25 protein-coding genes and 1 pseudogene are annotated in these 26,716 nt (G+C 59.3%); 14 read left to right on the top strand and 12 right to left on the bottom strand.

Annotation, left to right across the window (positions count from 1 at the left end; genetic code table 11):
* Positions 1-4 precede the first annotated feature (4 nt).
* Positions 5-325: a hypothetical protein gene (locus P5W99_RS38605; protein WP_434667221.1), complete on the top strand. Its 321-nt coding sequence runs from the start codon at positions 5-7 to the stop codon at positions 323-325.
* A 249-nt stretch (positions 326-574) separates the two neighbouring features.
* Here the strand turns inward: P5W99_RS38605 and P5W99_RS38600 are convergent, their stop codons facing one another.
* Both P5W99_RS38600 and P5W99_RS38595 read right to left on the bottom strand, forming a co-directional pair.
* Complete coding sequence (locus P5W99_RS38600) at positions 575-1,954, bottom strand: hypothetical protein (RefSeq protein WP_434667218.1); 1,380 nt, start codon at positions 1,952-1,954, stop codon at positions 575-577.
* Between the two features lie 200 nt (positions 1,955-2,154).
* The gene (locus tag P5W99_RS38595; protein ID WP_434667216.1) at positions 2,155-2,541 is read right to left on the bottom strand and encodes a hypothetical protein; all 387 of its coding nucleotides are present in this window, start codon (positions 2,539-2,541) and stop codon (positions 2,155-2,157) included.
* Between the two features lie 575 nt (positions 2,542-3,116).
* Between P5W99_RS38595 and P5W99_RS38590 the strand changes: the two genes are divergently transcribed.
* Positions 3,117-3,311 (top strand): hypothetical protein, encoded by a 195-nt coding sequence (locus tag P5W99_RS38590; RefSeq protein WP_421028978.1) that lies wholly within the window; start codon positions 3,117-3,119, stop codon positions 3,309-3,311.
* 215 nt (positions 3,312-3,526) lie between these two features.
* The gene (locus P5W99_RS38585) at positions 3,527-3,748 is read left to right on the top strand and encodes a hypothetical protein (RefSeq protein ID WP_434667213.1); all 222 of its coding nucleotides are present in this window, start codon (positions 3,527-3,529) and stop codon (positions 3,746-3,748) included.
* A 99-nt stretch (positions 3,749-3,847) separates the two neighbouring features.
* On the opposite strand, the pseudogene P5W99_RS38580 reads toward P5W99_RS38585, so the two are convergent.
* Positions 3,848-4,000: pseudogene (locus tag P5W99_RS38580) on the bottom strand (cystathionine gamma-synthase family protein); the annotation flags it as partial.
* A 431-nt stretch (positions 4,001-4,431) separates the two neighbouring features.
* Between P5W99_RS38580 and P5W99_RS38575 the strand changes: the two are divergent.
* Positions 4,432-4,800 carry a hypothetical protein gene (locus P5W99_RS38575; protein WP_434667210.1) on the top strand — a complete coding sequence of 123 codons (369 nt, stop codon included), beginning with the start codon at positions 4,432-4,434 and terminating at the stop codon, positions 4,798-4,800.
* Between the two features lie 1,395 nt (positions 4,801-6,195).
* Here the strand turns inward: P5W99_RS38575 and P5W99_RS38570 are convergent.
* A complete protein-coding gene (locus P5W99_RS38570) occupies positions 6,196-7,224 on the bottom strand; it encodes a cyclase family protein (RefSeq protein WP_434667207.1) in 1,029 nt (342 codons plus the stop codon).
* An 86-nt stretch (positions 7,225-7,310) separates the two neighbouring features.
* Positions 7,311-8,591, bottom strand: coding sequence for a citrate synthase family protein (locus P5W99_RS38565; RefSeq protein ID WP_434667204.1), 1,281 nt, complete (start codon positions 8,589-8,591; stop codon positions 7,311-7,313).
* Positions 8,592-8,637: 46 nt separating this feature from the next.
* On the opposite strand from P5W99_RS38565, the gene P5W99_RS38560 reads away from it, so the two are divergent.
* The 6 genes from P5W99_RS38560 to P5W99_RS38535 all read left to right on the top strand — a co-directional run bounded on the left by P5W99_RS38560 (position 8,638) and on the right by P5W99_RS38535 (position 15,522).
* Entirely contained in the window at positions 8,638-10,032 is a 1,395-nt protein-coding gene (locus tag P5W99_RS38560) for an acyclic terpene utilization AtuA family protein (RefSeq protein WP_434667202.1), read from the top strand.
* Positions 10,019-10,324 (top strand): DUF4387 domain-containing protein, encoded by a 306-nt coding sequence (locus P5W99_RS38555; protein ID WP_434667199.1) that lies wholly within the window; start codon positions 10,019-10,021, stop codon positions 10,322-10,324. Before P5W99_RS38560 ends, P5W99_RS38555 begins: the two co-directional genes overlap by 14 nt.
* 24 nt (positions 10,325-10,348) lie before the next feature.
* Complete coding sequence (locus tag P5W99_RS38550; RefSeq protein ID WP_434667196.1) at positions 10,349-11,773, top strand: MFS transporter; 1,425 nt, start codon at positions 10,349-10,351, stop codon at positions 11,771-11,773.
* Between the two features lie 477 nt (positions 11,774-12,250).
* Positions 12,251-13,309: a porin gene (locus P5W99_RS38545; protein WP_434667193.1), complete on the top strand. Its 1,059-nt coding sequence runs from the start codon at positions 12,251-12,253 to the stop codon at positions 13,307-13,309.
* 75 nt (positions 13,310-13,384) lie between these two features.
* Positions 13,385-13,750 (top strand): BON domain-containing protein, encoded by a 366-nt coding sequence (locus P5W99_RS38540; RefSeq protein WP_434667190.1) that lies wholly within the window; start codon positions 13,385-13,387, stop codon positions 13,748-13,750.
* A 137-nt stretch (positions 13,751-13,887) separates the two neighbouring features.
* Positions 13,888-15,522: a 3-(methylthio)propionyl-CoA ligase gene (locus P5W99_RS38535; RefSeq protein ID WP_434667188.1), complete on the top strand. Its 1,635-nt coding sequence runs from the start codon at positions 13,888-13,890 to the stop codon at positions 15,520-15,522.
* A 275-nt stretch (positions 15,523-15,797) separates the two neighbouring features.
* On the opposite strand, the gene P5W99_RS38530 is transcribed toward P5W99_RS38535, so the two are convergent.
* The gene (locus P5W99_RS38530; protein WP_047851968.1) at positions 15,798-16,613 is read right to left on the bottom strand and encodes a TrmB family transcriptional regulator; all 816 of its coding nucleotides are present in this window, start codon (positions 16,611-16,613) and stop codon (positions 15,798-15,800) included.
* 132 nt (positions 16,614-16,745) lie between these two features.
* Between P5W99_RS38530 and P5W99_RS38525 the strand changes: the two genes are divergently transcribed.
* On the top strand, positions 16,746-17,111 hold the full coding sequence (locus P5W99_RS38525; RefSeq protein ID WP_047851969.1) for a RidA family protein: 366 nt from the start codon (positions 16,746-16,748) through the stop codon (positions 17,109-17,111).
* Positions 17,108-18,310 (top strand): MFS transporter, encoded by a 1,203-nt coding sequence (locus P5W99_RS38520; RefSeq protein ID WP_434667184.1) that lies wholly within the window; start codon positions 17,108-17,110, stop codon positions 18,308-18,310. The genes P5W99_RS38525 and P5W99_RS38520 overlap by 4 nt, the downstream gene beginning before the upstream one ends.
* A 339-nt stretch (positions 18,311-18,649) precedes the next feature.
* Here the strand turns inward: P5W99_RS38520 and P5W99_RS38515 are convergent, their stop codons facing one another.
* A complete protein-coding gene (locus P5W99_RS38515; protein WP_434667181.1) occupies positions 18,650-19,606 on the bottom strand; it encodes a PDR/VanB family oxidoreductase in 957 nt (318 codons plus the stop codon).
* Position 19,607: 1 nt separating this feature from the next.
* Entirely contained in the window at positions 19,608-20,657 is a 1,050-nt protein-coding gene (locus tag P5W99_RS38510) for a Rieske 2Fe-2S domain-containing protein (protein WP_434667179.1), read from the bottom strand.
* 112 nt (positions 20,658-20,769) lie between these two features.
* Here P5W99_RS38510 and P5W99_RS38505 point away from each other — a divergent pair, with 112 nt between their 5' ends.
* A complete protein-coding gene (locus P5W99_RS38505) occupies positions 20,770-21,693 on the top strand; it encodes a LysR family transcriptional regulator (protein WP_434667177.1) in 924 nt (307 codons plus the stop codon).
* Positions 21,694-21,849: 156 nt separating this feature from the next.
* Here the strand turns inward: P5W99_RS38505 and P5W99_RS38500 are convergent, their stop codons facing one another.
* Together P5W99_RS38500 and P5W99_RS38495 are read right to left on the bottom strand one after the other, a co-directional pair.
* Entirely contained in the window at positions 21,850-22,653 is an 804-nt protein-coding gene (locus P5W99_RS38500) for a hypothetical protein (RefSeq protein WP_434667174.1), read from the bottom strand.
* 563 nt (positions 22,654-23,216) lie between these two features.
* Positions 23,217-24,563, bottom strand: coding sequence for an MFS transporter (locus tag P5W99_RS38495; protein ID WP_434667171.1), 1,347 nt, complete (start codon positions 24,561-24,563; stop codon positions 23,217-23,219).
* A 132-nt stretch (positions 24,564-24,695) separates the two neighbouring features.
* On the opposite strand from P5W99_RS38495, the gene P5W99_RS38490 reads away from it, so the two are divergent.
* Positions 24,696-25,328 (top strand): LysR family transcriptional regulator, encoded by a 633-nt coding sequence (locus P5W99_RS38490; protein ID WP_434667168.1) that lies wholly within the window; start codon positions 24,696-24,698, stop codon positions 25,326-25,328.
* A 158-nt stretch (positions 25,329-25,486) separates the two neighbouring features.
* Here P5W99_RS38490 and P5W99_RS38485 read toward each other — a convergent pair whose 3' ends face one another.
* The gene (locus tag P5W99_RS38485; protein WP_434667165.1) at positions 25,487-25,933 is read right to left on the bottom strand and encodes a copper chaperone PCu(A)C; all 447 of its coding nucleotides are present in this window, start codon (positions 25,931-25,933) and stop codon (positions 25,487-25,489) included.
* Between the two features lie 118 nt (positions 25,934-26,051).
* Complete coding sequence (locus P5W99_RS38480; RefSeq protein WP_434667162.1) at positions 26,052-26,699, bottom strand: SCO family protein; 648 nt, start codon at positions 26,697-26,699, stop codon at positions 26,052-26,054.
* Positions 26,700-26,716: the final 17 nt, after the last annotated feature.

Here is a 26,716-nt window from a genome sequence, read left to right as displayed (position 1 = left end):
GCAGATGAACGATGAACTAAGGGCGAAGATTGGTGCTGTCGCGGGCAAGCTCGTGCAGGAGGCGATGACGACCGGACTGACGTGGGAAGAGATCGTCGCCGCATTTGGCCTGGCCGCTAAAGCAACTGCTCAGGCCGCCGCGAGTGCGGGCGATGCGCCGGCCGATGAATGCGTTGCACGCGCGCGTAGCTGTCTGGAAGATGCCTTCGAGCAGGACGTCCACGTCGTCATTGCGGATGGCGGTGCGCCAAAGGGCGACGCCGAAGCCGACGAGAACCCGCTTCTGGCAACTGCCCGCCGCCGTCACATGTCCAAACTCCATTGAACGGCAGGCGAACTCCGCGCCGCGAATATCGTGGCACACGCTGTTTAGTATGTCCAGGAAAAACCCGCGAGAAAATCCAGGCTCCGCCATCGCCGGCAGCGTCAGATGATTACCCTCTCCGGTTAGTCCGGCGATGCAGGTCGGTGGCAAGTCGACCTGACACAGCGCACCTTTTTTGCGTAGCGGGACCCGGTCACCTCGATGCGCTTTGTGCGGCATGGCGCGGGGAGCCTGGTACGCTATACCGGCTTATAGCAGGATCGCCTGCTGCAGCAGTTCCAGCGCTTTCAGTTCGTCCAGGCGACCCGTGCGTGCCTTGCCTGCCAGCGTCTTGAGCAACGCTTCCGCTATCGGCTCAATACCGTGAAGATTGTCCAGGCTCGTCAGGGAAGCGAAGGGGAGCGCTGCCGCCGAGTTTCGCTGCGGGACTGAGGACGCGGCGAACGACTCTGGGGTTGCCGGTGTCGCTGCCGCGGCACCGTCATCGCTTTCTTCAGGCAGGTGACCGGTGACGTCGACGGGAAAACCATTTGCGTGATCTTGCGGGCCGACAACGATCGCCTCTTGCTCTCGTGCGACATCCGCCGAAACAGGTGAAGGGCTCTCTGGATCGGCAGCCCACGCGCGCCGTCCACGCGCCTTCGCACCGGCGGCCTTCGCTGGCATGTCATATTTTGTTGCGGGAGCAACTGGTTCGTGTAGTTGAGCGGATGCGCGTCCGCGCGAAGCAGGCGCAAGCATCTGCGACACCGACGCCGGAATATCGGCTTCGGAGCGCGGGGTGTCCAGCCAGCCAGCTGGCAAGCCAAGCCGTTCCGTGAACCGGTTTGCTTCGACAGTGTCCATGCGCTTCTTGCCATGTAGCCGGTGGGCCATGTTGGATCCACTCATCTCCATGACCACACCAAGTCTCGCTTTCGAGCCGTTGCGACTCGTGAGTACGTGGAGGTTGGCGCGACGGATGTTTTCTACGTCGGCGCCGTCGTTCAGTGCCAGCGACTGCTGCTGGGCCGTTTCAGGAGATGTCCTGAATTTCGAACGCGCACCTTTTCGCGGCGTACGGGCTTCGGGTTGTCCAGCCGTTTCGCCCGGACTGGTCTTGACGGCCCTGGGCGTACCGCTGGTTGCTTTCCTGGGCATTTGTGCTTCCTCGGACAAACTGTCTTCAAGAGAGGGTTGCGGGTCGACGGTCAGGACGGAAGCCGGCTTGAGTGCTTCGGACTCTGCGTCTGGTTCGTCGTCGGGTTGAATGAAGTCGAGTGGTGACTTCAGCCGGGCGATAGTCTCGGCTGCGAGCCCAGGATTGGGCTGGTCAAAAAAACCTTGTGGCAACCCGAGCGTGGTTTCCATGTGAAAGGCCGTCTCGGGTGTGAATCTTTCGCCCTTCAGCAACTCGGCCACGCGCGTCATGCTGGATTCAAGCGCGATGGCGATATTCTCGGCGCCTACCGTATCGACGAGAAACTGGAACGATCGTGTCTTGAAAATGGAGGCGGTCTGGGTGGAGTCCTGAGCAGGCGCCTTCACATACGGTTGTCTCGGCCGGTTGGGCTGAGACTTCTTTTCCTGGCGAGCCTGGCGTTGGCCGCTGTCGCGGGATCCCGCATATCGCCCGCGGGCTTGACTCATAAAGTACGGCTCCATGCGATCGTTGATATCCTGAATTTTTTCATTATAGATCTGGCGATGTTGGCATTTGATGCGTCAGTGTTGCCGCCAATGTCGAACTGAGCCAATTGCCGAACCACTGGGCAAACTACAGTTCCGTCGGGGAGCGTGGCAGGCGGCGACGTCGCCACTGTGGAGAGAACAGTGCGCGCGAAGACGGACTACCGTCGCGGCGCTTCCCGGGCGTCGCAGAAAAAGCTCAGGGTATCGTCATCCCTGATCTTGACGTGCCATTCTCCAACGCAGTATTTGGCGTCGGAGAACTTCTCCCGCCATCGGTGCGAGAGCTTGCCGATCCAGACACGCTCTTGCGATGGCATCTGCGGCGAGGCGGCCATCTGCTGCAGCATCTGCAGATAACCGGGGTCTCCCCAGCGGGCGGTGGCTGCGACGTGCGCGTTCCAGACAAGTACCACCAGCTTGTATATCTCGCGCACCACAGCAATCGGCGTATCTTCCGTAATGGCCTCGGACAGAAGCGGCTCACCGAAGTCCAGAATCGTCTCGGAGATCTTGCGTTCGTCCTTGCCCGTGCTTGCTTTGTTCATCGTTTCGTTCCGTTGATGCGTGAGCGCAGTTCAGTGCCGGGTCGCCGCGCGCGTGGCGCCGACGGACTTCCAGTCTAGTACCTCTGTCGCAGGCGGTGGCGATCAACAGCGCCTCTTTCTTGCCGCTGAGCTTGCGCTGCGTCCCCCAGGCTGAGCCTGACAATGCAAGTGAAGGGTGGGAGATCTAACTCGGGGCACGCATGCCTGCAAGTAGCTGTTCGCGTGTACGATGGTTGGCCTCGACGCGCATTTTTGTGTCGCCAATTGCCGAAGCGGTTCGGCCGTAGATGGCTGGAAAGAGCCCCTGGCTCACCGGCTCGCTTCTATGACGCGTTTCGTCACTGCCGCGTCCCTCGCAGTGCCCGACGGCCAAAATCTCCCAATATGCGGGACACCCCGAATTGCCGTGCTCCCGAACAGCCTTTTACCATGGGCTCCCTCGCTGCATACCGCAGCCAGACACGCGACCGGTAATGCGCTGCAGAAAGCAGGCACATGGCCGGGCGGGCACCGCTTGCAGCCCGGTGGCCGATGCAATCCGATGCAGCACCTACTCATTCTTCCAGGAGGCAGGTATGCTCAGTCCCCACGAATTTGCGACATTGATGCTGGTCAAGGACTCCGCCGACCAGATTGCCGACCGCGACGAACTTGACGCACTGCTCGAACGTCAACTGGTTGCGATGGAGCAGCTTGCGGGCGGTGTCGTGCGGCCTCGCATGACGGAGAACGGGCACATCCTCCTTCGTACGCTCGCGCGAACTCACTGAGACGTCGGACCGTGTGAGCCGCTCGCGGCAACGATGCGGGTTCGAACGTCCGTCCAGATGCTTGTCGTGGCCCCTAGGATTTCCGGAATCCGATCGCGGAGATCACCATGTCCCGCGAGTCCGAATGGATCAGGCTCGTGCTCCAGGAGGAATTCCCGTCTGACGTTGAATTCGTTGAAAGGAGCATATCGAACCATGTCGTTGTCGAATGGTAGGTGGTCGGGCCGGATGACGCACCGGGACGCAACACGCCCTTTGTCATCGTCATCGATCCGGCGGCCATCGATCGCCATGAAAGGAGCAACCCGCCGACGCAGGCGAGGATTGCGTCGCGCATCCGCGAAATCGTGCAGGAGCGTGGCGTTCACTACCAACCTTCGGGTCCGGTCGACTTGGCCACACCATTCGTTGTCGAGATCGGCGAGGGTGACCTCTGAGCGACACGTCCAGTACACGCACTGGCCGTTACGTGTGTCGGCGACGGCGCTGCCGGGAGCAGGACAAGCGAGGCCAGCGCGCCAGTCTCGTTCGCAATCTCAAAAATACGAATGCCAAGCCGCCAACTGCCGCGCCTGCGAGAAGTCGGCGATCAGGTCGCCGATATCCTCGATGCCCGCTGACAGACGCCGCATGCCGTCGGAAATGCCCATCCCCTTGCACGTTTGCGGGCCGGCCTCGAAAAAGATCGTAGCTCGCTCGATTAAGGACTACGAAATTCACGGCCAGCGTCAAAGATTGTTTGCGAGGGAATCCAGCCATAGGCCATGTCAATTGCCACGTGGTGGTCGCTGCGGGTGTCTTCTCAGTCTGCGCCATCGTGACCGGGCGCGGGCCGGGCGTCAAAACCGGCGGACGATACCATTTCTTCTCTGGGCACTGATAAGCCATCCCAGTGCTCTGCAAAAACGATTGCCGTCACGATGTTGTAGTGTTTCTGCTAGCGACAGGCAGCCTTGCTGCGGATGTCAGAACTGAAGGAAGCCGGATCGCTTGAGTCAGACCGCCGCCCGCCTTCATGCACCCATGCTATCGTTGCTCGGACTTGACCTCCTTCTCGTCGCTAAGGCGGCGTCGCGGCGCGAAGACTGTGCGTTGTGACTGCCGAAATCATGGACCGGAGATGATGGAAACCGTCGCGTTTATCTCGACCGAGAACGGGGATGACTTGATCGTATCCTTTGCGGTCATCGACCCAGCGGATCCAACCGAGGTCGAAAGTCTCACCCTTCTGCGCACGCCGAAATACGAACACCTGCTGGGCGATTGGGAGCGAGGAGTGAGCGTTTCGTTTGAACGGTACGTGGAAGACGATGAGGAATTGCTGGAAGCACTGCACCTTGACAGAAAATCGGCCGTAGTGCGTTTGACAACCAGTCTTCGGAATTATGAGCTGGATATTCGAAAGATCGGCGAGAGAGAGGTGAAGGCAATGAGAAAGGTACTCACCCGGATGAACTATGACCGTCGGATTAGGTTGTTGGGCATCTAACTTTAAAGACGAGCCAGACCTTCAGTCCGCGCCGCTCGCGCAGCTCGCACACCGGGTCGGGCAGCAGCCGCATTGCTGTGCCGCCGCTCCCGCTGAGAACGAATCGCACGCCGCGATCGGTGCGGAGGGTGCACAGTAATGGGTATCGCTACCGCGATTAGACCGGCGGCGATATGGCGGCCGCGATGAGTCGGCGGGAATGCTGACAGTCCTCCTGTAATGTCAAATGGAGCGAGACTAAATCGCCGGGCGGTACGCGGCATGTCTGCAGCGTCGGAGATCAACGAACGCGCCTCGGTTCGGTGCGAAAGCGAATGGGTCATATCGACCCATTGCTGTCGCTCGAACCCTCGCAGCTCGAAGGGCAGCTAATCAACGCGGAACGGCCGCTCGGTGCCGTCAGGCGCCCAGTCACCCCTGATAGAATCCAAATAGTGCTTCGTCCGTGAGAACAGCACTTCGATGCGAAAATCGGTGCCGGTCTCATGGAGAAAATGACTGAGGCGTTCCAATGCCTCGACTCGAAGCGCTACCGGCATTGCGACGGGCAGCGACTGTAGTCACAACATCGAAGGTTTGTTGGCGCACATGCCGCAAATCAACTTCTAAATCGGCACGCCGATAGCTTTTGTGAGGCGCTCGACAAATCGTGCATGAGCGGAATGGCAGCAGGTCAGAGAGTTCTATGCTGTGTGGGCGCGACACTTCGAAGTCGGATTCTCGCATTACCTAGCGGGCCAGTCCTCGGTGGAAATACGCACCAACCACCGTTTTCGCGGGCAATCGTCAAGGCATTCGATGGTCGGTGCACCTCGACGAATCGCACACCGTTTGCTGTGCGTCCGAATCGAGTAACTCGTAGCGGTGTCGCTGTGGTTGGCGCGAGCCATCTCTCAACGAGCATACGTAATGATCTTGTTTCGGTGTTCATGCTCATCCCATGGTCTCTTCAGGAGACACGTGAAGCAAGAAAGACCTGACCTTCTCCCTGCATTGCATTGGGTGAATGGTTGGTGTGCCTCGATCTGCGAAGCTTGTTTTTCACGACCTGCACTGGACAGCCAGATTTTGAGCGAGACCGTCGAGTGCACGATTGCCCTCGTTACGCGCATCAACTTCCTGAGCGAACGTGACTTTGCTGTATGCGAGAACCTTCGAACCGCTGCCTGTGACACGCGGAATTGCAATTCCCCAATGCCATCCCCCGTCCTGCTCGAAGACGTGCAGCGTCAGGTGCGGTGTTGGCGTTTGGGACGTAGCCATACATGCTCCACTTTCACAACTATGGTACTCAGCCGGAGAGATGTTCCCAGCTCGACCGGTTCAGTTTTCGGTGCGCGCTGAAATCCTGCCGGCCGATTGCAGAGAACGGTCCGCGGGTGCGCTCGTAGGCTTCTAAACTGTTGCGACTGGTGTGACCGGTGAGCCAGCTGCCCCTGGCAGCCGCAGCGGCGGGGCTGTAAGCAGGAACCTGCTGCGGCCATGCTCACGCAGCCACCGATTCAGCGGCGAGAGTAACCATTGCTCTCCGAGCGGCACTCCCAACTTGAACAAACAATGTTCGTGGATGGTGCTCGCAGCGCCCGGTGGCGGTGGAAGAATCTCAACAGCACGATTGTCCGAAATGAGGGCGGCGACACCGGAGTCCGTGATCCATTGCAGCAGTCGGGAGTCGGATCCATCGAGCCCCGCGCAGCTGTTGTGCAATCGCCAGGGGTCCGGTGCTCGGTTCATCTCGAGCAGCAACTCGTCAAAACCCGTGCACAAACACAGCATGTCTCCGGGTTCGACTTCCACCCCATCGTCCTCAAAAATCCGCATGAGTTCGTCATAGCCGACGCGGTGGTGTTCACGGCCGAATCGCTCGAACAAGTCGACCATTACGCCGCGCCCTTGCACGCATGTCGCAGCCATCGTGTCGATGCCTAGCGGTCCAGCGCTGACGCCTTCATGACGCGCCCATTCCTCGACCTCCTCTCGCGGCGGTGGCGTCACAATATGTTCACCGCCGCGCCATCCGTTGTAGTAGACGACCTCGGCGACGCCGTCACCGTCCGCGTCAAACTCGGCGCCAACATGTGCAAGGCTGTCCCATTGGGTCGAGTATTGGGTGGAGAGGAGCACGGCGTCGTCGCAGACGACCGACCGACGCCCAGTGCCCGGCACAAGTCGCGCGTGGTTGTGAAAGCACTGGCCGCCATGCATCGCGCCGAACAGCCGGGGCGGGTGTCGCCGGGGATTGGCGACATCGCCCCCGGGGTAGTCGAGCGGCAGGCTCAAGCAAAACGTGAGGCCTTCTTGTGCCTCCGCAAGGCCCTGTCTGACCTTATCTGGTGTAAGAAGATTCAGCCTGCCGATCTGATCTTCGTCGCCGAAATCACCCCAGTTCGACCCTTCCGGCCGACGTTCCCACCGCTTGCTCATACTGTCTCCCTGAACCCGAGTGTTCGCTGAACATACAGTTCGTAGAAGGAGGCTGTCAATATCGATTGACTGCGTCGATATAAATATCAACCTGGCAAAATACCGTTGTAGTTGACCTTCCAGCGTACCAGGGGCATCTCGTTTTGCTGCTCCCACGCATGTGCCACCCAACCGGCAATGCGCCCTAGCCGCACCAGATTCGCGTCTGGCTCGGCGCCGATGCGGCGGTTCACATAGGCAGCCAGCAGGGCGAAATCCGGTTGCTGGCCCGTAAGATCAACGGCGAGGTCGATGGCGCGCGCAAAGCCCGCAAAGTTTCGGTCGGTAGCCAACAGAACGCGCAAGGAAGCCCACAACGCCGCCGAACGCGGATCTGGAGCATTGAATGGCGAGTAGCCAAACCCGGGAATGTCTTCGCTCTCCCGCATGCGAATTCTGACTGGCTCGGTCGTGTCCTGCGCGTTGTCGATTTCGGCCAGAAAGCGGGAAAACGCACCGACGCGAACAGCCGGCAAGCGTTTGCCCGTGGCGGCCGAGAGTCCAGCAATCACGCACCGATAGGGCGTTGCGCCGGTGCTGGCAGCAGCGCGAGCGACGTAGGTTGCGGGATGCAACGCCTGATCGGCCGAAAGAACGAGCACCCTGCGTACGGCATCCTCAAGTTTCGGCCCACATTTTGTCGTTGCGCCAATGTACTGATGCAGCGGCAGCCTGGCTGGAGATGACTGTCCCAGCATCCAGGCTGCGAACCAGCGCAACACGTCTGCCCCAGAGCGAAGAAAGCCATGCTTGCCGAGGTCATGCGCGCGAGGATTAGCCCCCTCGATGGCGGGAAGCAGCATGATGGCGCGGTCCAGCGCACTGTAGCCGGCACAGGCTTTGAGCAGCGCACCGCTCTGCGGGGGGGGCGAGGTCGCAGAGCCTTCAAACGGATCGAACTCGCCGGCATCCCACAGTAGCCTGGCAACGTCCTCCAAGGTGGCCTCCTCTGCCAGATCGATGGCACTCACGCCGCGATAGAAGGAGCCTGCCTCCGTCATCAAGGTGATAGCAGACGAACCCGTGAGACCCGGCGCGGTGTCGCGCGCTGAGGCAGGCGCGACGCCGGACTTGATCTGTTCGATATCCGAGCGCAGGTACCGGCTGACCCGGCTGCCGCGAGTCTTGTGCGCACGAATGTTCTTGCGGCTGACATAGGTGTAGAGCGTGGGCACGCTTACATTCAGTGCGCTCGCGGCTTCCTCGGCCGTCATGTAAAGGCTATCGCTGGAGCCCAGCGGTACGGGTGTTGTGCTTGTCATGGGGGGGAAGGAAAAGTCGATATATCGACAATTATCATCGAGATTGACTGGCGATGCCATATACATCGACACTTGTTCCTACCGGGTCATTGAACATCCGGGTGGAGACAACATGAAGGAATGCAGGTTTATTGCCGCGAGCGGGATGCTCGGCATCGGCGTCCCCGAAGAGAGCTTGCGCAAGGCGATGGCATGCGAGCCACATTTCGTTGCTGCCGACGCCGGCACCACGGACGCCGGTCCGTTTGCATTGGGAATGGGCGTGTGCGCGTTTCCACGAGAAGCGATCTTGCGAGATCTCACGACCCTGTTGCGAAACACAGTGCCCGCCAAGGTGCCACTGCTGGTTGGCTCGGTAGGCACGGGCGGCGCAGACGTGCACGTTGACTGGTTCATGGAGATCGTGCACGAGGTCGCAGCCTCTGAGGGGCTGGAGCTCAAGGTGGCCGAGATTCGCTCGGAGCAGTCAAAGGACTTCCTGCTCGAAAAACTTGGGCAGGGGCGAATCCGCGCCCTCAATCCGGCTCCCCATCTCGATGAAACAACGATCCGGCGAAGCGAGCGCATAGTCGGCATGATGGGCGTCGAACCGTTGCAGGCGGCGCTCGCCGCTGGCGTCGATCTTGTTGTCGCTGGGCGCTGCAGCGATCCGGCGCTCTATGCGGCTATGCCGATCCAGATGGGCCTGCCGCATGGACTCGCCTGGCACGCGGGCAAGGTTGTCGAATGTGGCCCGTCGGTTTGCGAAAGGCCGGCGCATGGGATGGTGGTCGGCTATGTGCGGCCAGACGAAGTGGTGATCCAGCCGATCGGCCCAGGTTTGCGTTGCACGACACAATCCGTCGCCGCGCATAGTCTCTACGAGAACGCCGATCCGTTTTGCTTCACAGAGGCCTCGGGCGTACTGGACATTAGCGAGACCGTTTATGAGCAGATTGACGAGACCAGCGTGCGGATACGGGGAAGCAAGTTCAGGCCAGCTGAGCAGACCACCATCAAGCTCGAAGGCGCCGAACTTGTGGGATATCAAAGCATCATGGTGGGGGGCATCCGCGATCCTTTCATCCTGGGGGAATTTGACGACTGGCTCGGCAAAGTGATCGAGCGTGTCCAGCTGTCGGTGGAAAAGGTATTCGGTAAGTCGTTGGACGCGATGGGCGCCAGGATCGACTACCACGCATACGGCCGCGACGGCGTAATGGGGGCGCTTGAGCCAGATCGCGCACAAATCCCGCATGAGATCGGGCTCGTTGTCGAAGCAACCGCTCCGGACCAGCGGATCGCCACCGCACTGGTGCAATTGACGCGGCAACCGTTGCTGCACCAGCCCACGACCAAGTGGAAAGGATCGATAACGGGCTTCGCTTGTCTGCACAACCCGGCGCACATTGAACGTGGTCCGGTGTACGCATTCAACATAAATCACGTCGTGCTGCCCGATTCCCCGGTGTCCATGTTCAGGACCAACATCACGCATATCCAGGAAACCAAGGATGCAACTCTCTGACATCGCGGCGATGATCCGCAGCAAGAACGCAGGCCCTTTTGTCTTGACCTTTGACATCCTGTTCAGCGATGACGAGGGCTATCGACTCGTCAAGCGCTCCGGGGCGCTCAACGTGGAGATGTTCTCGCGCCTGTATCGCACCACGCCCGACAAGGTTCGGTTCTTCGAATGTGACAGCGCTCGCGCATTCAAGTTCAGCATCCCGCATCCATCGACGCAAGGTGCACTGGGGGCGTCGGATCTGCACGGCGGGCAGCAGTTCATTCCGCTATTGAGCGTCCGGCTCGACTGACCGGTCGACTCAGGAGGAGGCAAATTGAACAGAATTTTGACAGCTGCAAGGGCCACGGAAGATCGCGTGTCCTCGCGCAACAATCCCGAGAATGCCGCCGCAGTGGCACAGATAGGTGCGCGCATTGATGCATTGAACGGATCAACGCGCCTTTGGGGTTGGGTCGCCCTAATCGCGGTAGGCGGCTTCTTCGAGATTTACGACCTTGCTTTGACGGCACCCCTCTCGCCCGGGCTCGTGGCAGCGGGAATTTTCAAGACAGGTAATGCTGGTCTGTTTGGATTTTCCGACCAGGCAACCTTCATAGCGGCCACCTTCCTCGGCCTGTACGTCGGCGTGATCGGCTTTGCAGGATTAGGAGATCGATTCGGTCGCAAAGCCGTGTTCGGCTATGCGCTGGCCTCCTACGCTCTCGCGACATTCGTCATGGGGTTGCAGAACGACTCAATCTGGGTCTGCTTCTGGCGATTCCTGGCGGGTGTCGGACTTGGCGCCGAATCGGTCGCAATCGACTGCTTCATCGTGGAAATCATGCCCAAGCACCTCCGGGGCAAGGCATTCGGCATGGGTAAATCCATCGAGTATTCTGCAATCCCCATCGCAGCCCTGCTGGCGGCCGTCATGATCCCGCACTCGATATTCGGCGTCACGGGGTGGAGGTGGTTGACCTTCCTTCCGGCGGCGGGCGCGGCGGCATTCTGGATATTTCGCCGAAATCTACCGGAGTCCCCGCGTTGGCTTGCATCCCAGGGGCGTCGGGAGGAGGCGCACGCCGTGCTCGATGCCTTTGACGGTGGAGCGCAGCCCGCGGCGGTTGCGCCAGCAGCGACAGAACCCCGCACGGCAAACCGCCCCGCCCCTCGCTACGTGCGGAATGCGATGTTAATGATGATCGTCTACTTCGTCTTTCAGAACATCGCCTACTACGGGTTCAGCAACTGGATCCCCACCCTCCTGGAGGCGCAGGGGGTGCCGCTGAAGCACAGCCTGTTCTATACCTTCGGCGTCAGCCTTGCAGCGCCGTTGGGGCCAATATTGGTCGCTTTGCTGGCAGATCGATTCGAACGTAAGCATCAAATCATCGTGATTGGCTTGATCGCCATTGTATTGGGTGTCATCTTCGCACACTCAGCCTCCCCCATTGGCTGGATCAGCACGGGGATCGGATTGACATTCGCGAATGCGGCCTTGAGCTTTCACGGTCATGCCTACCAAAGCGAGATCTTCCCCACTTCCATAAGAGCCCGCGCCGTTGGTTTCGTGTACTCGTTTACGAGATTGTCTGCGGCAATCAGCGGGTACATCGTTGCCTTTGCTTTGACGCGTGGCGGCGTCGCGACAGTGTTCCTTACGATCAGCGGCTGCATGCTCGTCGCGGTGCTCACCATCGGACTAGCCGGCCCGAGAACACGCAATAGAACCTTTGAGGAAATAACGGGGCGACCGTGAGCGAATCAGGCCGATATGACGACCTGATCCCCCACGCACGCATGATGAAGCGTTTAGTACCTGAGCTGTAAATCAAGAAAATCATGCTCCCAAGCGACTCTGCTGGACGGCGTCGGGGAGCGAGATCATCGCGGCGGCCAGTAATGCGTTCGATCGCCGGATGCAGCGGCATAGCCAATCCAGCTGGAGCGATCCTTAGCCCGGACGGTATGGCTTACGCACTTCGCCGCACGAGATCATGATTTTCAGCTCTTAACCGCACCGAAAGGCCGCGGTCACAGCGTTAGTTTTATCTGCCGTTTGCCGGAAAGCAGAAGTTCATGAAGCAGTATTCCGGCAGCGATGTTTTGGCGTCGAGGAGACAGACGCCTTTGGAGACCGTTTTCCGTTAACTGGCACTGCTGGCCCCAAGCTGGGCAGACGCGATTGGCGGTGACGTTTAGGCCATCACAATTCAGTTTTTATATAGTTATACTAATGACAAAGATACTACTTTCTGCAATCTTTCTGTCCTCGGCATTCAATCTTGCGCACGCACAGTCAAGTGTGAGCCTATACGGTATTGTTGGCGGAGGCGTCAGATGGGTTAATGGAACAAAGGGAGGATCGACAGTCGAATATTCCAATGTCATCGCGCCAAACCGCTTCGGTCTGACCGGTTCCGAAGACATCGGTGGCGGAGTGAAGATCATTTTCCGTCTGGAAAACGGCTTCAACTCCTCAAACGGCGCCTTGGCCACAAATAACGTCCTTTGGTCCCGTCAGGCATATGTTGGGTTGGATGGGACGTATGGACGTCTGACGATGGGACGTCAGTTCAGTTCATTTGAGGATTTAGGCATTTCTCTGGATCCCTCACATATCGGCGGTGCAGATCCTGCGATCACACCGGGCGGCCTTCTCGGTGTTAACTTTTTCACCTTGGATAGCCGCTTCAACAATTCCGTGAAGTACACAAACGGATTCGCCGGAGCAAAGCTTAGTGCAAGCTATTCATTCGGCGGTGTCGCCGGGAACCAGCGCGCAGGATCCAACTACTCGGCGGCTGCTAGCTACGATACGGGACCGCTAAGAGGCGGTATTGCGTATCAACGCACCTACAATGCGGATGCAAGCCAGATGGCACAGAACTATTACGCCGGTGGCGTGTGGCAGATGGGACCCGTTCGCGCTTATCTCAGCTATCTGGTACTAACCGTGAGTGGTTCCACGAAAGCTCCTTCACAGCGACGTGACGACGTACCGCAGGGAGGCGTCGTCTGGCAAATTACGCCGGCATTTGCGGTGACCGCTGCCTATTACGATGACATCGCCAGCAACCTGGGCAACGTAAATGGCGCCAGTGGTCACAAGCAGACCGCGTATGTGATAGCCGAATATTTCCTCTCAAAGCGAACAGAAGTTTACGTGGAAGCCGACCGAAATCATTTTTCGGGTGCCTACAAGAACGACCCGACGAATATCGCTGTTCTCAATCGGAGCCCCGGGAGTTCGGGTATCACCGGCGTATCGGCCGGACTACAAACAAAGTTCTAACGATGGCGTATCGGCGATCGCATGGAGTTCCAGCCGATTTCGCCCGCAATCTAATCAATACTCAGCGGAGAAGATATGCATCGGATTACAGTGAGAGGCGTTACATTGGTGTGCTTGCTCTTCACATTGAATGCGCTCGCGCAACCGGCACAGCCCGCGAGCGGCAATTCGAATGGTGAAGTGGCGTCCGCACCGACATCACCAAAGGCCGTGCGCGCCGCAAACCGGGCCTTGTCAAAACGGGTTTTGAAGGCGCTCTCGCGCATAAAGGGACTAGACGCTACCGGAATATTTGTTAAGGCTTCTGACGGCAACATTATCTTGTCTGGAGTGGTCCAGGACGCCAGTCAGATTCCTCTCGCGGTCCAGGCTGCAAGGAACGTCGACGGGGTGATTTCCGTTCGCGAGAGTCTTCGGTTAGCTACGCAGCCCACTCATTGATATACCGCACCGTGCAATTCACGCTGGTTCGCATGTCTCGCGAACCAGCGATTCAAACACTGTACGCAGCCACTTCTCGTAAGAGGCCTCGTATCATTCTGTTGGCAGGAAAACTGCGCTGTTAGGAGTCAAATTCCATGGAGCTGTTCGGCCAGATGATGCACATTCCTATGTTGCTCTCGTCTATCATTCAGGCGGCTGCTCGACACTATTCTGATGTCGAGATTGTTTCCCGCCGAGTGGAGGGCGACATTCATCGCTACGGCTACGAAGATTGTCACGACCGCTGTAAGCAAGTAGCACACGCCTTGATTAAACGAGGTATCGGATCTGGTGATCGTGTCGGCACGTTGGCCTGGAACGGCTACCGGCACATGGAGCTCTACTATGGGGTTACCGGTATTGGCGCTGTCTGCCATACGATCAACCCCCGTCTGTTTCCCGATCAAATCGCGTACATCATTAATCACGGCGAGGATCGGTACGTCTTTTTTGACGCGACCTTTGCGACGCTGGTTGAACAGATAGCTCCACAGTGTCGGAATGTCGAGAAGTGGGTCATGTTGTGCTCCGAGGACGCGCTGCCTCATGATTTATCAGTGCCCCTTGAAAGCTACGAGACACTCATTGCGGAACGAGCGCCAGACTTCGTCTGGCCAAGCTTCGATGAAGAACACGCGGCGATACTCTGCTATACGTCTGGTACTACGGGCGATCCAAAAGGCGTGTTGTATTCCCATCGGTCGCTTACGCTAATGTCGTACGCGTCAGCTCTGCCCGACGCGTTGTGCCTTTCGACCCGGGATACCCTCGCGCCTGTCGTTCCAATGTTCCATGTTAACGCGTGGGGAACGCCTTTTTCGGCTCCGCTTGTGGGCGCCAAGCTTGTCTTTCCCGGCGCTAAGCTGGATGGGGAATCACTTTCCACACTCTTCGCAGAGGAAGGCGTCACAATGTCGGCTGGGGTACCGACAGTTTGGCTTGCTTTCGTGGAGCATCTAGCGCGCACCGGAAGGCGATGTAGTACCCTTCAACGGGTGATTGTCGGCGGTGCCGCCTGTCCGCCGAGCCTCGCGGCAAGCTTCAGGAAACTCGGGATTCGCGCCGTGCATGGTTGGGGAATGACCGAGACTTCACCGTTAGGTACGGTATGCACGCCCTCAAGAGGCTGCAGCAAAAAGGCGCTCGAAGAACAACTGCTGACTGACTCGAAGCAGGGGCGAGCCGTGCCGGGGATCGAACTGAAAACGGTCGGGCTCGACGGCGCAGAACTCCCACGGGACGGGCGAACGAGTGGGGAACTGATGGTGCGAGGACATTGGGTGGTCGAACGCTACTTCGGCGCGTCTGCCTCTGCGCTCAGTGACGGGTGGTTCGCTACGGGAGACGTGGCAACTATAGACGAGGATGGTTTCCTGCTTATCACAGACCGGAGCAAAGATGTCATCAAATCAGGCGGCGAATGGATTTCATCCATAGCCTTGGAGAATATTGCAATCTCCCATCCGGAAATCGAGGCCGTCGCCTGCATTGGCCGCGCGCATCAGAAGTGGGACGAACGTCCTATCTTGATAGCGGTGCGCAAAGAGGGCAGCACGATTTCCGTCGGACAAGTGCTTGAATTTTTTGAGGGTAAAGTCGCCAAATGGTGGTTACCGGATGACGTAAGATTTGTGGAGTGTCTGTCTTTCACGGCAACGGGAAAGGTGAATAAGCTCGCATTGAGGCAGCAATTCGGGCAGGTTGAGGGGCAGACTATCGAGCAGAATTGATCCTATGTGTGCACGCCAGAATGCTTGTGACGTCCGGCTCCGGACGGCTGCTGTCGAATGCGAAGGAGCCGTTCGTGTGACTGGGGCTTTGATCGATCCAATGACCGGAGTTGGCCGGCTAGCGCCCGACGACCAAGGGTGGCGATCGCCGCGGGCGCGGCTTCTCATGCAAAAGGCATAAAGCGACCCTTCCCGGCCATTCGCTATGTCAACTTGATCGTCTTCAATGAACACTACAGCGGCCACTGAATCTGTTGCGAAGAGACAGTCGATGGCTATTGGTTCGCGACGGGACGAAGCATTGCCTGCATGTCAGGTGTGGCCAGAAGTTTTCTATACGCGGCCGGCGTCATGCTATTAATCATGAGACGCCCACTGATGTCGGCCTTGATGTACTCAACTGCAAGCAGAGCGATAACCGGGTTGGTGGTGAGGGTGGCTTGATCCGGCGTACGGTCACCGAACTCTGCCACTGCAGCATCGTTGTCGTCGGCAACCATCACGGCCAGGCGTCGGCCTGAGAGTCTCAACCTGGCACTGGCGCCGCATTCGGCCATGTCGTACGTATGGGGACCATTTAGGGCTTTAGTACCGTAGATGGCTACATGGGTGTCAATCCCTCGTGCGGCTGCCGCTTCAAGCAACGGCCCCAGCTCGTCGAGTTCTTCATCCCAAATGCCCGCGAAAATACTCGCTTTCGCATTCGCGATGGTGCGTGCAAAGGCCTGAACGATTGGCTCCCTGCCACTCAGTGACCAAACTAGACCAGGTTCCTGCTGCACCGGCAGGCGATCAAGCGCCGCCGCCGCCGAGTCGAGATCGGCATTGAAACGCGTACGCAATTCATCCAGCAGCGCTGTGTGAGGCACGGCCGCATAGCGGACTGGTTCGGACCGATTGACCAGCACCGCCCCCCTGGCTTCAAGACGGGTCAGCGTCTCGTAGACCTTCGAGGGTGGCATGGCGGCCCTCCGACCAACCTCGGCACCGGTAATCGGAGTCTGGCCGACGAGCGCCGTATACGCCTGCGCTTCGTATTGCGTGAAACCCAGACGGGTTAGGGAGGCGATCAGCTCGGAGTCTGCGGTCATGCGTTGACCTTTCCTGTTGGCTACCTGAATAACGACCATGGCACTTGATTAACTACCTCAGTAGTATACAATCGTCTTCGACTACTACCCAAGTAGTTATTCTGTCCAACCATTGTGAGAGGAAGGTTCAGCATGCGTCAACTCATCAGCACGGGTTCCCCGTGGGAGCCCAAGGTCGGATATTCACGGGCAGTAGTCCTGAACGACACGATTTATATCTCGGGGACCGCAGGCAAAGGATCGGATGTGTACTCACAGACCCGCGATGCGCTGGCAACCATCGAGAAAGTGCTCACCGACAGCGGTTTTTCCCTTTCTGATGTTGTCCAGAGCCGCCTGGTCGTCTCGGACTTCGAGCATTGGGAAGACGCAGCCCGCGCTCACGGTGAGGTCTACGGTGAAATCCGCCCGGCGTTCTCGCTAGTGCACGCCCTGCCTTTCGTAGAGGACACGATCCTGGTCGAAGTCGAAGCCGTCGCGGTCAGGACGAAGAAGTGAACGCCGGTGACAGGAATGCGCGGGTATCGAGTACCGCAGTCGCGGTACTCGCCATTGCCGCCGGCGGAGCCATCGCGAACGACTACGCCATACAGCCAGCGCTGTCCGATGTCGCACGCGACTTCAGCGCTCCCGTTACGCTCATCACCACGGTCGCGTCTTCAACGATGATTGGCTACCTCCTGGGACTGGTCCTACTGGTTCCGCTGGTCGATAGGGTCAGCCCGCGGACACTTATCCCTGGACAGATGGGGGCACTCGCGCTTGCTCTGGTTCTCGCAGCCGCAGCACAAAGCCCGGCCGTGTTGATCGGTTGTTTCATCCTTGTCGGCGCAACCACGACAGTTGCGGCTCAATGCAGCGCTGTCGTCGGCAAACACGCAGGACGCGACAACCGAGCACGCAGTATGGGCGCCATATCCGCTGGCATCTCGGCGGGAATCCTGCTCAGTCGGTTTGTTGGGGGACTTCTGACCCGTTGGTGTGGATGGCGTGGCGCGCTCCTCGTCTTCGCCGGGTTCGCGATTCTTGCAGCGCTGTGCGCGCGGTCTTTCCTGCCCGCAGAACGACCACACTGGCATGGCAGATACCTCGCCACATTGCGTACGATTCCATTGCTACTGCGCGAATCGGCACAACTACGCCGACGTACCTGCGCTGGCATGCTCTGGTTTTTCGCCTTCAACCTGATCTGGGTCGGCCTTGCTATCCGACTGGCTGCTCCACCGTACAGTCTGAGCGCAGCTGCCATCGGGCTCTACAGCCTTGCCGGCGTCCTCGGACTCTTCGTCACCCGCATAGCCGGTCGCCTCGCGGACCGTTTCGGCAGCCGTGCAGTTACACTCATCGGACTGGCAGTGGCAGCACTCTCGGCAATCTCACTCACTACGGCGCTCGGCCACCCAGCCTGGTTGGCGACGGCGCTGGCTATTTTCGATGCTGGATGCTTCGCTGCACAGGTGGCAAACCAGGCAAGCATCGTCACCATCAACCCGGCACGCTCCGGCTCATTGAACGCCGCGTACCTCACGCTCTATTACGCGGCTGGCGCCATCGGCACGGCCATCGCGGGGACAATCGTAGCGAACGTTGGTTGGAGCGCAATCACCGTCATCGCGGCCACTGCGGCAGCGACCGCTGCGTCCATTAGCGCCATCCCGTTGGAACCTCGCAGCCAATCACCCTATAGCCATCTATAGCAGGGACTGCGGCAACAACGTTACCGGTACGGCGCTCCCGATCACGCCCGAAGAGCTTGAGCATGCGGACGATTCGAAGTCGTCGCGCCAAGGTCGACAGGAAAACCGCAAACGGCCGGACTCGGCCGGTAAGCAGGCGCTCGCGGGGTGACTGCGAACGCCTCTTCATGGCCGGCTAGCGCCCGACGACCAAGGGTGGCGATCGCCGCGGGCGCGGCTTCTCATGCAAAAGGCATAAAGCGACCCTCAGGCGACATTCGCGAACGCACGGCGGAGGTCTGCATTCAGACAGCGACCAGTCATTGGGCGATTCAAATCCGCTAACCACCGTTCGCGATGCTAGAGATCGATCACCAACTCACGCGAAACAGCACGGGACACGCAGATCATCAGTGACCGGTTTTCCTTTTGCTCGTCGTCGCTGAGCACGTAATCGCGATGGTCTGCCTCTCCTGACAGCAACGCCACTTCGCAACTCCGACAGAGGCCTTCTCTGCAGGAATGTGTAGCGTGTACGCCGTGGCGCTCGAGGCATTCTAGAATTGACTCGTTAGCTTCGACGACGCATGTAAGACCCTGTCTGACGAGGACGACGGAGAACGACCCTTTGTCCGTCGCGCCTTCGTCTTTGACAGGTGCAGCGAATCGCTCGAAATGAATCCGCTCCGGAGGAAGGTTTACTGTCGCGCCATACGCTGCGACCGCGTCCATTAGCCCTGCCGGTCCGCAGCAGTAAACATGCTCTTCCGGTTGCAAGTCATGCATCATTTCGCTGACGCCAGTCAGGAGGTGCCCTGTTTTTTCGTCGTCGGCGAACAAATGGACAATTCCGCCGAATGAGTGCAGTTCATCGAGCCACCCGGCCTTTGCGCGCGAACGCACGCAATAGTAGAGTTCCCACGGCAGTTGGTGACGCACGCACCAGCGGATCATTGAAAGTATTGGCGTGATGCCGATGCCGCCTGCTATGAAACGATGGCGCTTCGCGACAGGAGACAATCCGAACAGCTTTCGCGGCTCACCGATCGACAACGTGTCGCCCAACCTCAGCTGTTCGTGGATATAAGTGGAACCGCCTCGTGACGTCGTCGATCGTCCGACCCCGAGGCAATACCGCGAGCGGTCCCAAGCCTCGTTGCACAACGAGTATTGACGCGTCATGCCATCAGGCAAATGGACATCAACATGCGCTCCCGGTTCGAACGGCGGAAGCGGCGAGCCGTCAATGGAACGTAAATCGATTCCGATTATTCCGTCGGCCTCGATCCTAAGAGCCGTCACCTTCGTCTCGATCATGTCAGTTCTCCGCTCCGGCTCTGGCGCCGGCCTCACGTTCTTCTTCAAGCCGGGCGTTCACGACCGCGCGAAACTGCGAAAGTGCCGAATCAATACCGAAGGGCGTCATTTCAAAGTTGGGATCCAGTTGCAGATTCCTTTGCTGCGCCATGATGATGTCCCGGTCTTCGTCGAACGCGTCGACAACGGACTGGTGGACCGAGCGTGTGACCTCGGGCTTGTCGGTTGCGAAGTTGTGGGGATGCGCGAAGAAGTAATGGGTGGAGGTCTCGGTTTCGGGCGTCAGCGCTTGGCATCCGCGGAATTCAGCCGCATCGACTCGAATACCATCGCGTGCCCCCGTGCCTGTGGGCGCCATGCCTGAGTCCATGCGTAGAATAGCGGGCAGCGTGAAGTCGTAAATATTCCATCGATCTACTTTTCCGGGCCAGCCTTTCACAGCCGCCGCGAACGGCGGTGCATCGGTGTTCAGCACCCAGCGCGTAATCCGCACGCCGTTTTCAATACGCTCGACTTTAGGCTGCGCTTTCGCGTAGTCCTCAGAGCCGCCGAGCGTGGTCGGATGAACGAAGGGCAAGTGCGAGAAGTCGAGAAGGTTGTCGCAGATGAGTTGGTAGTTCACGTGGTAGTGGATATACCCTGGCAGGCTGCGCCATGCAGGATCATCGACCCAATGTGTATCAGGGATGGAGTTCGGGTCGGCAAGCGCGGGATCGCCCATCCAGATCCAGATCCAGCGATGCCGCTCCACGACGGGGTAGCTCCTGACTTTCGCTCGCGGTGGAATGCGCTGCTGCGCGGGCGCTTCGACGCAGGCGCCGGCGCTGTCGAACTTCAGTCCGTGATACATGCACCGAACGCAATCGCCTTCACGACGGCCGACGGAAAGCGGTGCACCGCGATGGCAACACCGGTCTTCAAGGGCGACGATGCCTCCGTCATCCTTGCGATACATCATCACTGGCTTTCCCACGATAACGCGCGAGAAGAGCGCGTCGGACGCGACCTCGTGTGACCAGGCGGCCACATACCACGTGTTCTGAATGAACATGATTGTCTCCATAAATTCTGTGTCTGCGCCGGTTAACCGGTCTCTTGACTGCAAGATAGATTTGGCGCGATGATGCGTCAAGTTAATGACATTAATAGTCGGAATGCATCGCATGCATATCAGAGACCTCGATCTGAACTTGCTGGTGGTGTTCGACGCCTTGCTCCGCGAACGAAGCGTGACGCGTGCTGCGCAAGATATTGGGCTGACGCAAGGAGCGATGAGCCACGCGCTTAATCGACTCCGGACATTCTTCGAAGACCCGTTATTCGTCAAGACAGCGGACGGCATGATGCCCACACCGAAGGGTGACCAATTGGGCGCGACGATCGCGGAAGTCATCGCGACGATTCGGGAAAACATCGTGGCCGAAGCTGGCTTCGACCCTCTCACGGCTCAGCGTGCTTTCGTGCTCTGTATGACGGACATGGGAGAACTGGTCTTTCTACCACCCCTAATCCGCCGCCTCCGCGAGCTCGCGCCGCGTTGCACGGTGCGTTCGGTACAGGTGCCGCTAGAACAGATTGAAGGCATGCTCTCCTCCGCTGAAGCGGATCTGGCGCTTGGCTCGATTCACGCCGCGCCAGAAGGTCTTTATCAGCAACAGCTATTCATGCATTCATTCGTGACCCTGGTGAGTGTTCGAAACAGGAAGGTGGGCAAGACACTGACGCGTGCCCAATTCGAGTCGATGCCGCAGATTGTCGTCTCGCTGACCGGACGAGCCAGCGCGGCGTACGATAGCGCTTTCGACGCGTACGGCATAAAACGAAACATCTTTCTCACCACTCCGCATTTTTTGACAGTGCCGCATCTGATCGATGCCCAACCGGACCTCATCGCGACCGTCCCTCTGGAACTAGGACAAGTCTTTTCGAAGTTGGGAACCGTCCGGATGATGCCACCGCCCGTCGAACTGCCCCCTTTCGCGCTGCGTCAACACTGGCATTCCCGGTTGCATGCAGATCCAGCAAACGTCTGGCTACGCCATCTCATTAAAGAGACGTTTGAGAATTATCCGAAGATAGGTCGATAGGACTAACGCCAACGGCCGCTCTTGTTCTGCAGCCCGACGTTTGTGGAGTCGACGCGAGCGGCACTTCATGGCCGCACTGGAACGTTGCCGCTTCACAGGAGCTCAACCAGCACGAGATTCGGCCGCTCCCGACCGCGCGTTCCCTGCCGACTTCAGTCAGCGCGTCGCATCCTCTGGCTTGGGGCTCCTTGCTGAAACGAAGCGGCTTTGTACAGCGACAAGTTGGTCGTCAGTGGTCGCCACCAGCCACAAGCGTGAATGCTTCGCGATTTGCCGGTTGTGGTCCTTCAATGGGCCCAGTGCGGCAGCGGCCTTCCAGGCCACCGGGCCAATGCGGCTGCTCCTGCCCGACGCCGCGCCTACCAGCAGGCAGTAAGGTCCAAGCGGAAGTGATACGAACGGGAGCGCCGGACTGGCGCGTACGCGCCAGTCGATGAAGGGTGTATCGCTGATAAGCAGCGGCATGGGCAAGCCGTAAAGCACACTGAAATCGTACAGTGCCAGTTGCTCGCGCATGCCCGCGTAAATACGCCGGATATCAGCGACGACCGCCGCGCGGATTTCATCCTCGAACATTGGCTCCTGCTCATAGCGGGCCAATGCTTCACGTGCGTCCAGCTGATAGGCGCTGAACAGCCCAAGCTCCACGCAGTCCTGCACGGCGCGTTGGACCTCGGCCACAGAGCCGGCTTCTTCTGGCTTGCCTAACTGCGCTGCACGCAAGAACCGGGCAAGTCCCGCCTCCTGGATCACAGGGCCAGCCGCAGGCGCATCCCCGTCAGCGTCCTCGTCGAGCGGTACATAGACATATTTTTCGGCCGCAAAGCGCGATTTCTTACCTTCATCGAACTTGATTTCGCCATCGATGCAGTCCAGATAGCGAGTACCGATGCGACCATGCTCCCAGACCCAATTCTTCAGGAGCGGGCGTAGTGGATGCAACGTGTCGTGGTCAGCCATTGAACCTCCCAGTGCCTTCGTATAGTCACACGTGGGCGCCTGTTTTGTCGAGGACACGGCAAGCACTCTGACGGATCGGCCTTTTGGAATCGAAATAAAGCAGCCCTGCTGTCGAAGCTACGACCGGCGTGATCGCTCGACATCGACCCACTGCTGACCACGGGAGCCAACTTCGCCGTCAACGGCGGCATGCACATGCATTGAGCGGCGGGCCGATGTGCCAGGCCAGTTGATGCAGATCAGTCGGGGGACGTTCGCGCGGCGGCGCGAGGCTGAGCCTCCGTCGCCGCGCCACGAATACAATCAAAAGGAACGGAAAGCCGCTGTGAGTCCGGCTGTCGGCTGGTCGCCGTCACCACGGGCGCTTCGACGTCCGCGCAAGACTCGAAGGCGTTCGGGGGGGCGAACTGGGTAAGCGGTTATGCTCTGCAGCGCATAGACGCTTGCCTTGCCGCTACCCCGTCTACGGCCACCAAGACAAAGGTACCCACATTGTCGCCGCGGCGGTCACTTAACCATTCCCCCAACTGACGACGGTGTGCTTTCTCCGCACCTTCCTGGAGTCACAGCCGCGCCGTCGTTCGCGTCGAGCCTTGCGGCGGCTCGACGGGTTGGCGCCGAGCCGGCGTGGCATACAGGAGGCCGGTCAGCAGCAGGCTGGCGATCGCGAGGACCACGTAGACTGCGTAGCCCCGTGCGTAGCCGATCGCCCCCATCGTCTGTGCGACGTGGCCTAGAATCGGCGGTACTACGAAGCCGCCCAGCGCACCTAGTCCGCCGACCCAACCGGCCGTACCCCCCACGGCGTCGGGGACGTAATGCGGCACGAGTTTGAAAACGGCCGCGTTCGCGATCCCCATCCCCGCCGCTACCAGTACCTCGCCGGCCGCCGACATGCCGAAGCTCTGCGACAGCGTCATCATGACGGCACCGGCGAGCAGAAGTCCATAGGCGGCGAACGCGACCTTTTCGCCGCCGAACCGATCCGACCAGCCCCCGGCCGGCACGCGAATCAACGACGAAAAGAGCGAGAAGCCAGCGGTCAGGCCGAGCGCGACCCAGTGCGGCGCACGATAGAACGTTCCCCAAAATGTCGGCAGCCAGGCGGTCAACGCAAGAAATCCTCCGAAGGAGGTGAAATAGAGCGCAACGAGCGGCCAGGTGCGCCAGCTTGCCGCGGAGTCGATCAATGCGCGGGAAATGCTGGGCGCCGGGAACAGTTCCTGTCCATACGTCTTTGCGGCCGCGCTTGCCTGTGCTTGCGGCGTGCCTCGGCGGCGCAACTGGAAGTAGGGTGCATTGAAGCCGAGCGCGACATAGAGGCCGATTCCAGCAAGCACGATGATGAGCGAGACGAAGTAACCGACCCAAAGTCCGCCTGCCGCGATGATGAGCGGCAGAACGATCGCCACGAGGCCGGGCGAGGTATTGCCGAATCCTGCGTAGAACGACAGCGCTTTGCCCTGGCGTTCCTTGGGAAACCAATAGGAGACCTGCCCGATGCCGACCGAAAATGTGGCAATGCCACACCCTCCCAATGCACCGAACAGCAGCAGCCAAGGGTAATGCTCGGGCGTCAGATGCGTCGGATACAGGGAGAGCAACATCCAGTAGAGCCCGCCGATGCCGACGACCGACGCAAGCAGCAACACGAGGAACGGAGTCTTCCCTCCGTTCAGATCGACCCATGCGCCGAACGGAATGCGCAGCAGCGATCCAGTGAGCATCGGCATCGCCACGAGCAGGCCAACCTGTTCGGGACTCAGTTGCATGCCTTTGATGAAGCTTTGCGCTGTTGGCCCGAACAGCGACACGGCGCCAAAGCCGATAAAAAAGCCAACGGTCGCTCCGATCAACGACCGCCGCGTGCTGCCGCGGACGCCTGGCCCGCCTGATGTGCCTGATTGCATGCCTGCTCTCCATGCCGAGGATCGATGCCCGCAACGCGCTTTCATGCATTGCCCAGTCTCAATGACATCCTAGGGGCGAGAGCGTCTATGCCTTTGTTCTATATCAAAAAATGGAGATAGGTGGAGACAGCGATGGAACGGGAAGCCTTCAAGCTATTTATTGAGGTAGCGGAGGCCGGAAGCATCAGGCGGGTTGCCGCGCTCCGGCAGACTGTCCAGTCCAACGTCAGCAGGCAGATAGCCGAGTTTGAGCGCGAATGCGGGGGCCGCCTGTTCGAGCGGACTGGTCGCGGTGTGAAGTTGACCGGGTTCGGAAAACGAATTATTCCGAGAATTCGCGCCTGGATCGCGGACACAGACCAGCTGTTCAATGAGATTCGGAATTCTTCAGGTTCGCCATTCGGCGAAGTGCGAATTGGTATCTTGCCGTCGACGGTCCATCCGCTGATGACGACGCTATGTGAGCGCATCAACACAGCTTATCCAGACATTCGTCTGAACGTTCGCGAGAGCCAGTTAGGTGAGGTAGAGACGTGGCTGGACAGCGGGCGCGTAGACCTCGCTATCCTTTTCCACGCAGAGCGTGCCATGACGACGGAGCGGCTTGCGACTCTCGCGACAATCGAAACCTACCTCGTAGGTGCGCCTGGCTCACCTGTGCTTCAGAAGGAAACAGTTGAATTCCGGCGCCTCGAGGGTTTGCCACTGATATTGCCAGGGCGTCCAAACCGTCTGCGAAATCTGATGGATGACGAAGCTCGTTAACACTCCGTAATATTCGCTTCAAACTGCAGGGAGCCAGAAATAGCCCGCGATCGCGGGATGAGATCTACCCCCCGCTTCGTGCGGGCCGATGCCCCACACTGAACTGCCGCGGTCGATGAGTCTGGCATCGCACTGCTGCGTGGCTGCGCGAACGACGTTTATTGGCCCGCCGCGTTTTTCACTGCGCACTGCGCCTCGACCCTTTCGCCGTCACCGAACTTGAAGGTGGCCAGAATCGACGAGCCGACCGTGAGCGGCTTCGTCGCCTTTTCGAACATCACGTGATAGCCGCCCGGCGCAAATGCGAGCGTTCCATTGGCGGGTACGGTCGCCTTGTCCACCATGACCATCTTCGAGGTGCTGCCACTGCTTTGTGTCTGGTGCAGCATGGACATGCCGAACGCGTCTGTGCCGACGCCTACGAGATCGACGGGCTTGTCGCTCATGTTCATGAGCTTGAAGTAGCCACCCGAGGGCGTGTCGCCTGGCATCGAGCGAATCCAGCAGTCGGACACCATCATCGAGCCGGACGAAGCTGCGAAGGAGGGCAGTGCGGCTGCGACGAGAGGCAGCGCGAAGGCAATACGGCAGAGAGTGCGGCGCATGAGAGGATCTCCTGTTTTGCGTTGACGAAAATATGGTCTGGCGTCCAGTCGTTCGATTGGTGTCAGACGGTTTGCGATACCGGGTTCGGTACGGTAATCAAGGGTAAGGGCGGGCGCTTCAGGCTGCGTCCAGCAGTTCGCGAAGATCGTGAACCCAGGGCGTGGTGACCTGGCCGTCGCGTGCATAAAGCCGCAGCTTGCCGGTCGTGTCGAATACGAGACTCGCGGCGGTATGGTTCATTGTGTAATTGTCGTGGGTCGAGCCGGGTACCTTTTGATAGACCAGATGGAAGTCAGTGGCCATCTGCTTGAGTTGGGCCGCGTTGGCCGGGCGCAGCGCGCGGAACGACGGATTGAACGCGGCAGCGTATTGCGCGAGCACGGATGGCGTGTCGCGCGCCGGGTCGAGCGAGACGAACAGCACTTGCACGCGTTGGGCGTCTTGCGGCCCGAGTTGCTGCAAAGCCTGGGATAACTCAGCAAGCGTGGTCGGGCATACATCCGGGCAGTGCGTATAGCCGAAGACCAGCACGACAATCCTGCCGTGATAGTCGGCAAGGGTGCGGATCTGCCCGTTCGTATCCGGCAGCGAGAAGTGATCGGCGAATTGCCGGTTGCCGGTGATGTCCAGGTTCTGGAACGAGAGCACGGGCTTTTGATCGCAGCCGGCGAGCAGCGTCGTGCCAAGGAGTGCGCCGGCCACCAGGGCCGGGATGAAGAATGGCGCGCGAGATGTTCCGCGCGAAATGCGAAGCCAGTTGAACATGATGTTTCGGGTTGGCC

This window comes from Paraburkholderia sp. A3BS-1L, assembly GCF_051125215.1.
Lineage (GTDB): Bacteria > Pseudomonadota > Gammaproteobacteria > Burkholderiales > Burkholderiaceae > Paraburkholderia.
This window is presented reverse-complemented; position numbering and strand designations above follow the sequence as displayed.

Excerpts from the sequence above, each read along its gene's own strand:
- P5W99_RS38480 (WP_434667162.1), bottom strand. The coding sequence starts at position 26,699 with ATGTTCAACTGGCTTCGCATTTCGCGCGGAACATCTCGCGCGCCATTC.
- P5W99_RS38500 (WP_434667174.1), bottom strand. The coding sequence starts at position 22,653 with ATGGCTGACCACGACACGTTGCATCCACTACGCCCGCTCCTGAAGAAT.
- P5W99_RS38605 (WP_434667221.1), top strand. The coding sequence starts at position 5 with ATGAACGATGAACTAAGGGCGAAGATTGGTGCTGTCGCGGGCAAGCTC.
- P5W99_RS38570 (WP_434667207.1), bottom strand. The coding sequence starts at position 7,224 with ATGAGCAAGCGGTGGGAACGTCGGCCGGAAGGGTCGAACTGGGGTGAT.
- P5W99_RS38525 (WP_047851969.1), top strand. The coding sequence starts at position 16,746 with ATGCGTCAACTCATCAGCACGGGTTCCCCGTGGGAGCCCAAGGTCGGA.
- P5W99_RS38560 (WP_434667202.1), top strand. The coding sequence starts at position 8,638 with ATGAAGGAATGCAGGTTTATTGCCGCGAGCGGGATGCTCGGCATCGGC.
- P5W99_RS38575 (WP_434667210.1), top strand. The coding sequence starts at position 4,432 with ATGATGGAAACCGTCGCGTTTATCTCGACCGAGAACGGGGATGACTTG.
- P5W99_RS38515 (WP_434667181.1), bottom strand. The coding sequence starts at position 19,606 with ATGATCGAGACGAAGGTGACGGCTCTTAGGATCGAGGCCGACGGAATA.
- P5W99_RS38535 (WP_434667188.1), top strand. The coding sequence starts at position 13,888 with ATGGAGCTGTTCGGCCAGATGATGCACATTCCTATGTTGCTCTCGTCT.
- P5W99_RS38590 (WP_421028978.1), top strand. The coding sequence starts at position 3,117 with ATGCTCAGTCCCCACGAATTTGCGACATTGATGCTGGTCAAGGACTCC.
- P5W99_RS38505 (WP_434667177.1), top strand. The coding sequence starts at position 20,770 with ATGCATATCAGAGACCTCGATCTGAACTTGCTGGTGGTGTTCGACGCC.
- P5W99_RS38485 (WP_434667165.1), bottom strand. The coding sequence starts at position 25,933 with ATGCGCCGCACTCTCTGCCGTATTGCCTTCGCGCTGCCTCTCGTCGCA.
- P5W99_RS38530 (WP_047851968.1), bottom strand. The coding sequence starts at position 16,613 with ATGACCGCAGACTCCGAGCTGATCGCCTCCCTAACCCGTCTGGGTTTC.
- P5W99_RS38555 (WP_434667199.1), top strand. The coding sequence starts at position 10,019 with ATGCAACTCTCTGACATCGCGGCGATGATCCGCAGCAAGAACGCAGGC.
- P5W99_RS38490 (WP_434667168.1), top strand. The coding sequence starts at position 24,696 with ATGGAACGGGAAGCCTTCAAGCTATTTATTGAGGTAGCGGAGGCCGGA.
- P5W99_RS38565 (WP_434667204.1), bottom strand. The coding sequence starts at position 8,591 with ATGTATATGGCATCGCCAGTCAATCTCGATGATAATTGTCGATATATC.
- P5W99_RS38545 (WP_434667193.1), top strand. The coding sequence starts at position 12,251 with ATGACAAAGATACTACTTTCTGCAATCTTTCTGTCCTCGGCATTCAAT.
- P5W99_RS38600 (WP_434667218.1), bottom strand. The coding sequence starts at position 1,954 with ATGAGTCAAGCCCGCGGGCGATATGCGGGATCCCGCGACAGCGGCCAA.
- P5W99_RS38510 (WP_434667179.1), bottom strand. The coding sequence starts at position 20,657 with ATGTTCATTCAGAACACGTGGTATGTGGCCGCCTGGTCACACGAGGTC.
- P5W99_RS38595 (WP_434667216.1), bottom strand. The coding sequence starts at position 2,541 with ATGAACAAAGCAAGCACGGGCAAGGACGAACGCAAGATCTCCGAGACG.
- P5W99_RS38540 (WP_434667190.1), top strand. The coding sequence starts at position 13,385 with ATGCATCGGATTACAGTGAGAGGCGTTACATTGGTGTGCTTGCTCTTC.
- P5W99_RS38495 (WP_434667171.1), bottom strand. The coding sequence starts at position 24,563 with ATGCAATCAGGCACATCAGGCGGGCCAGGCGTCCGCGGCAGCACGCGG.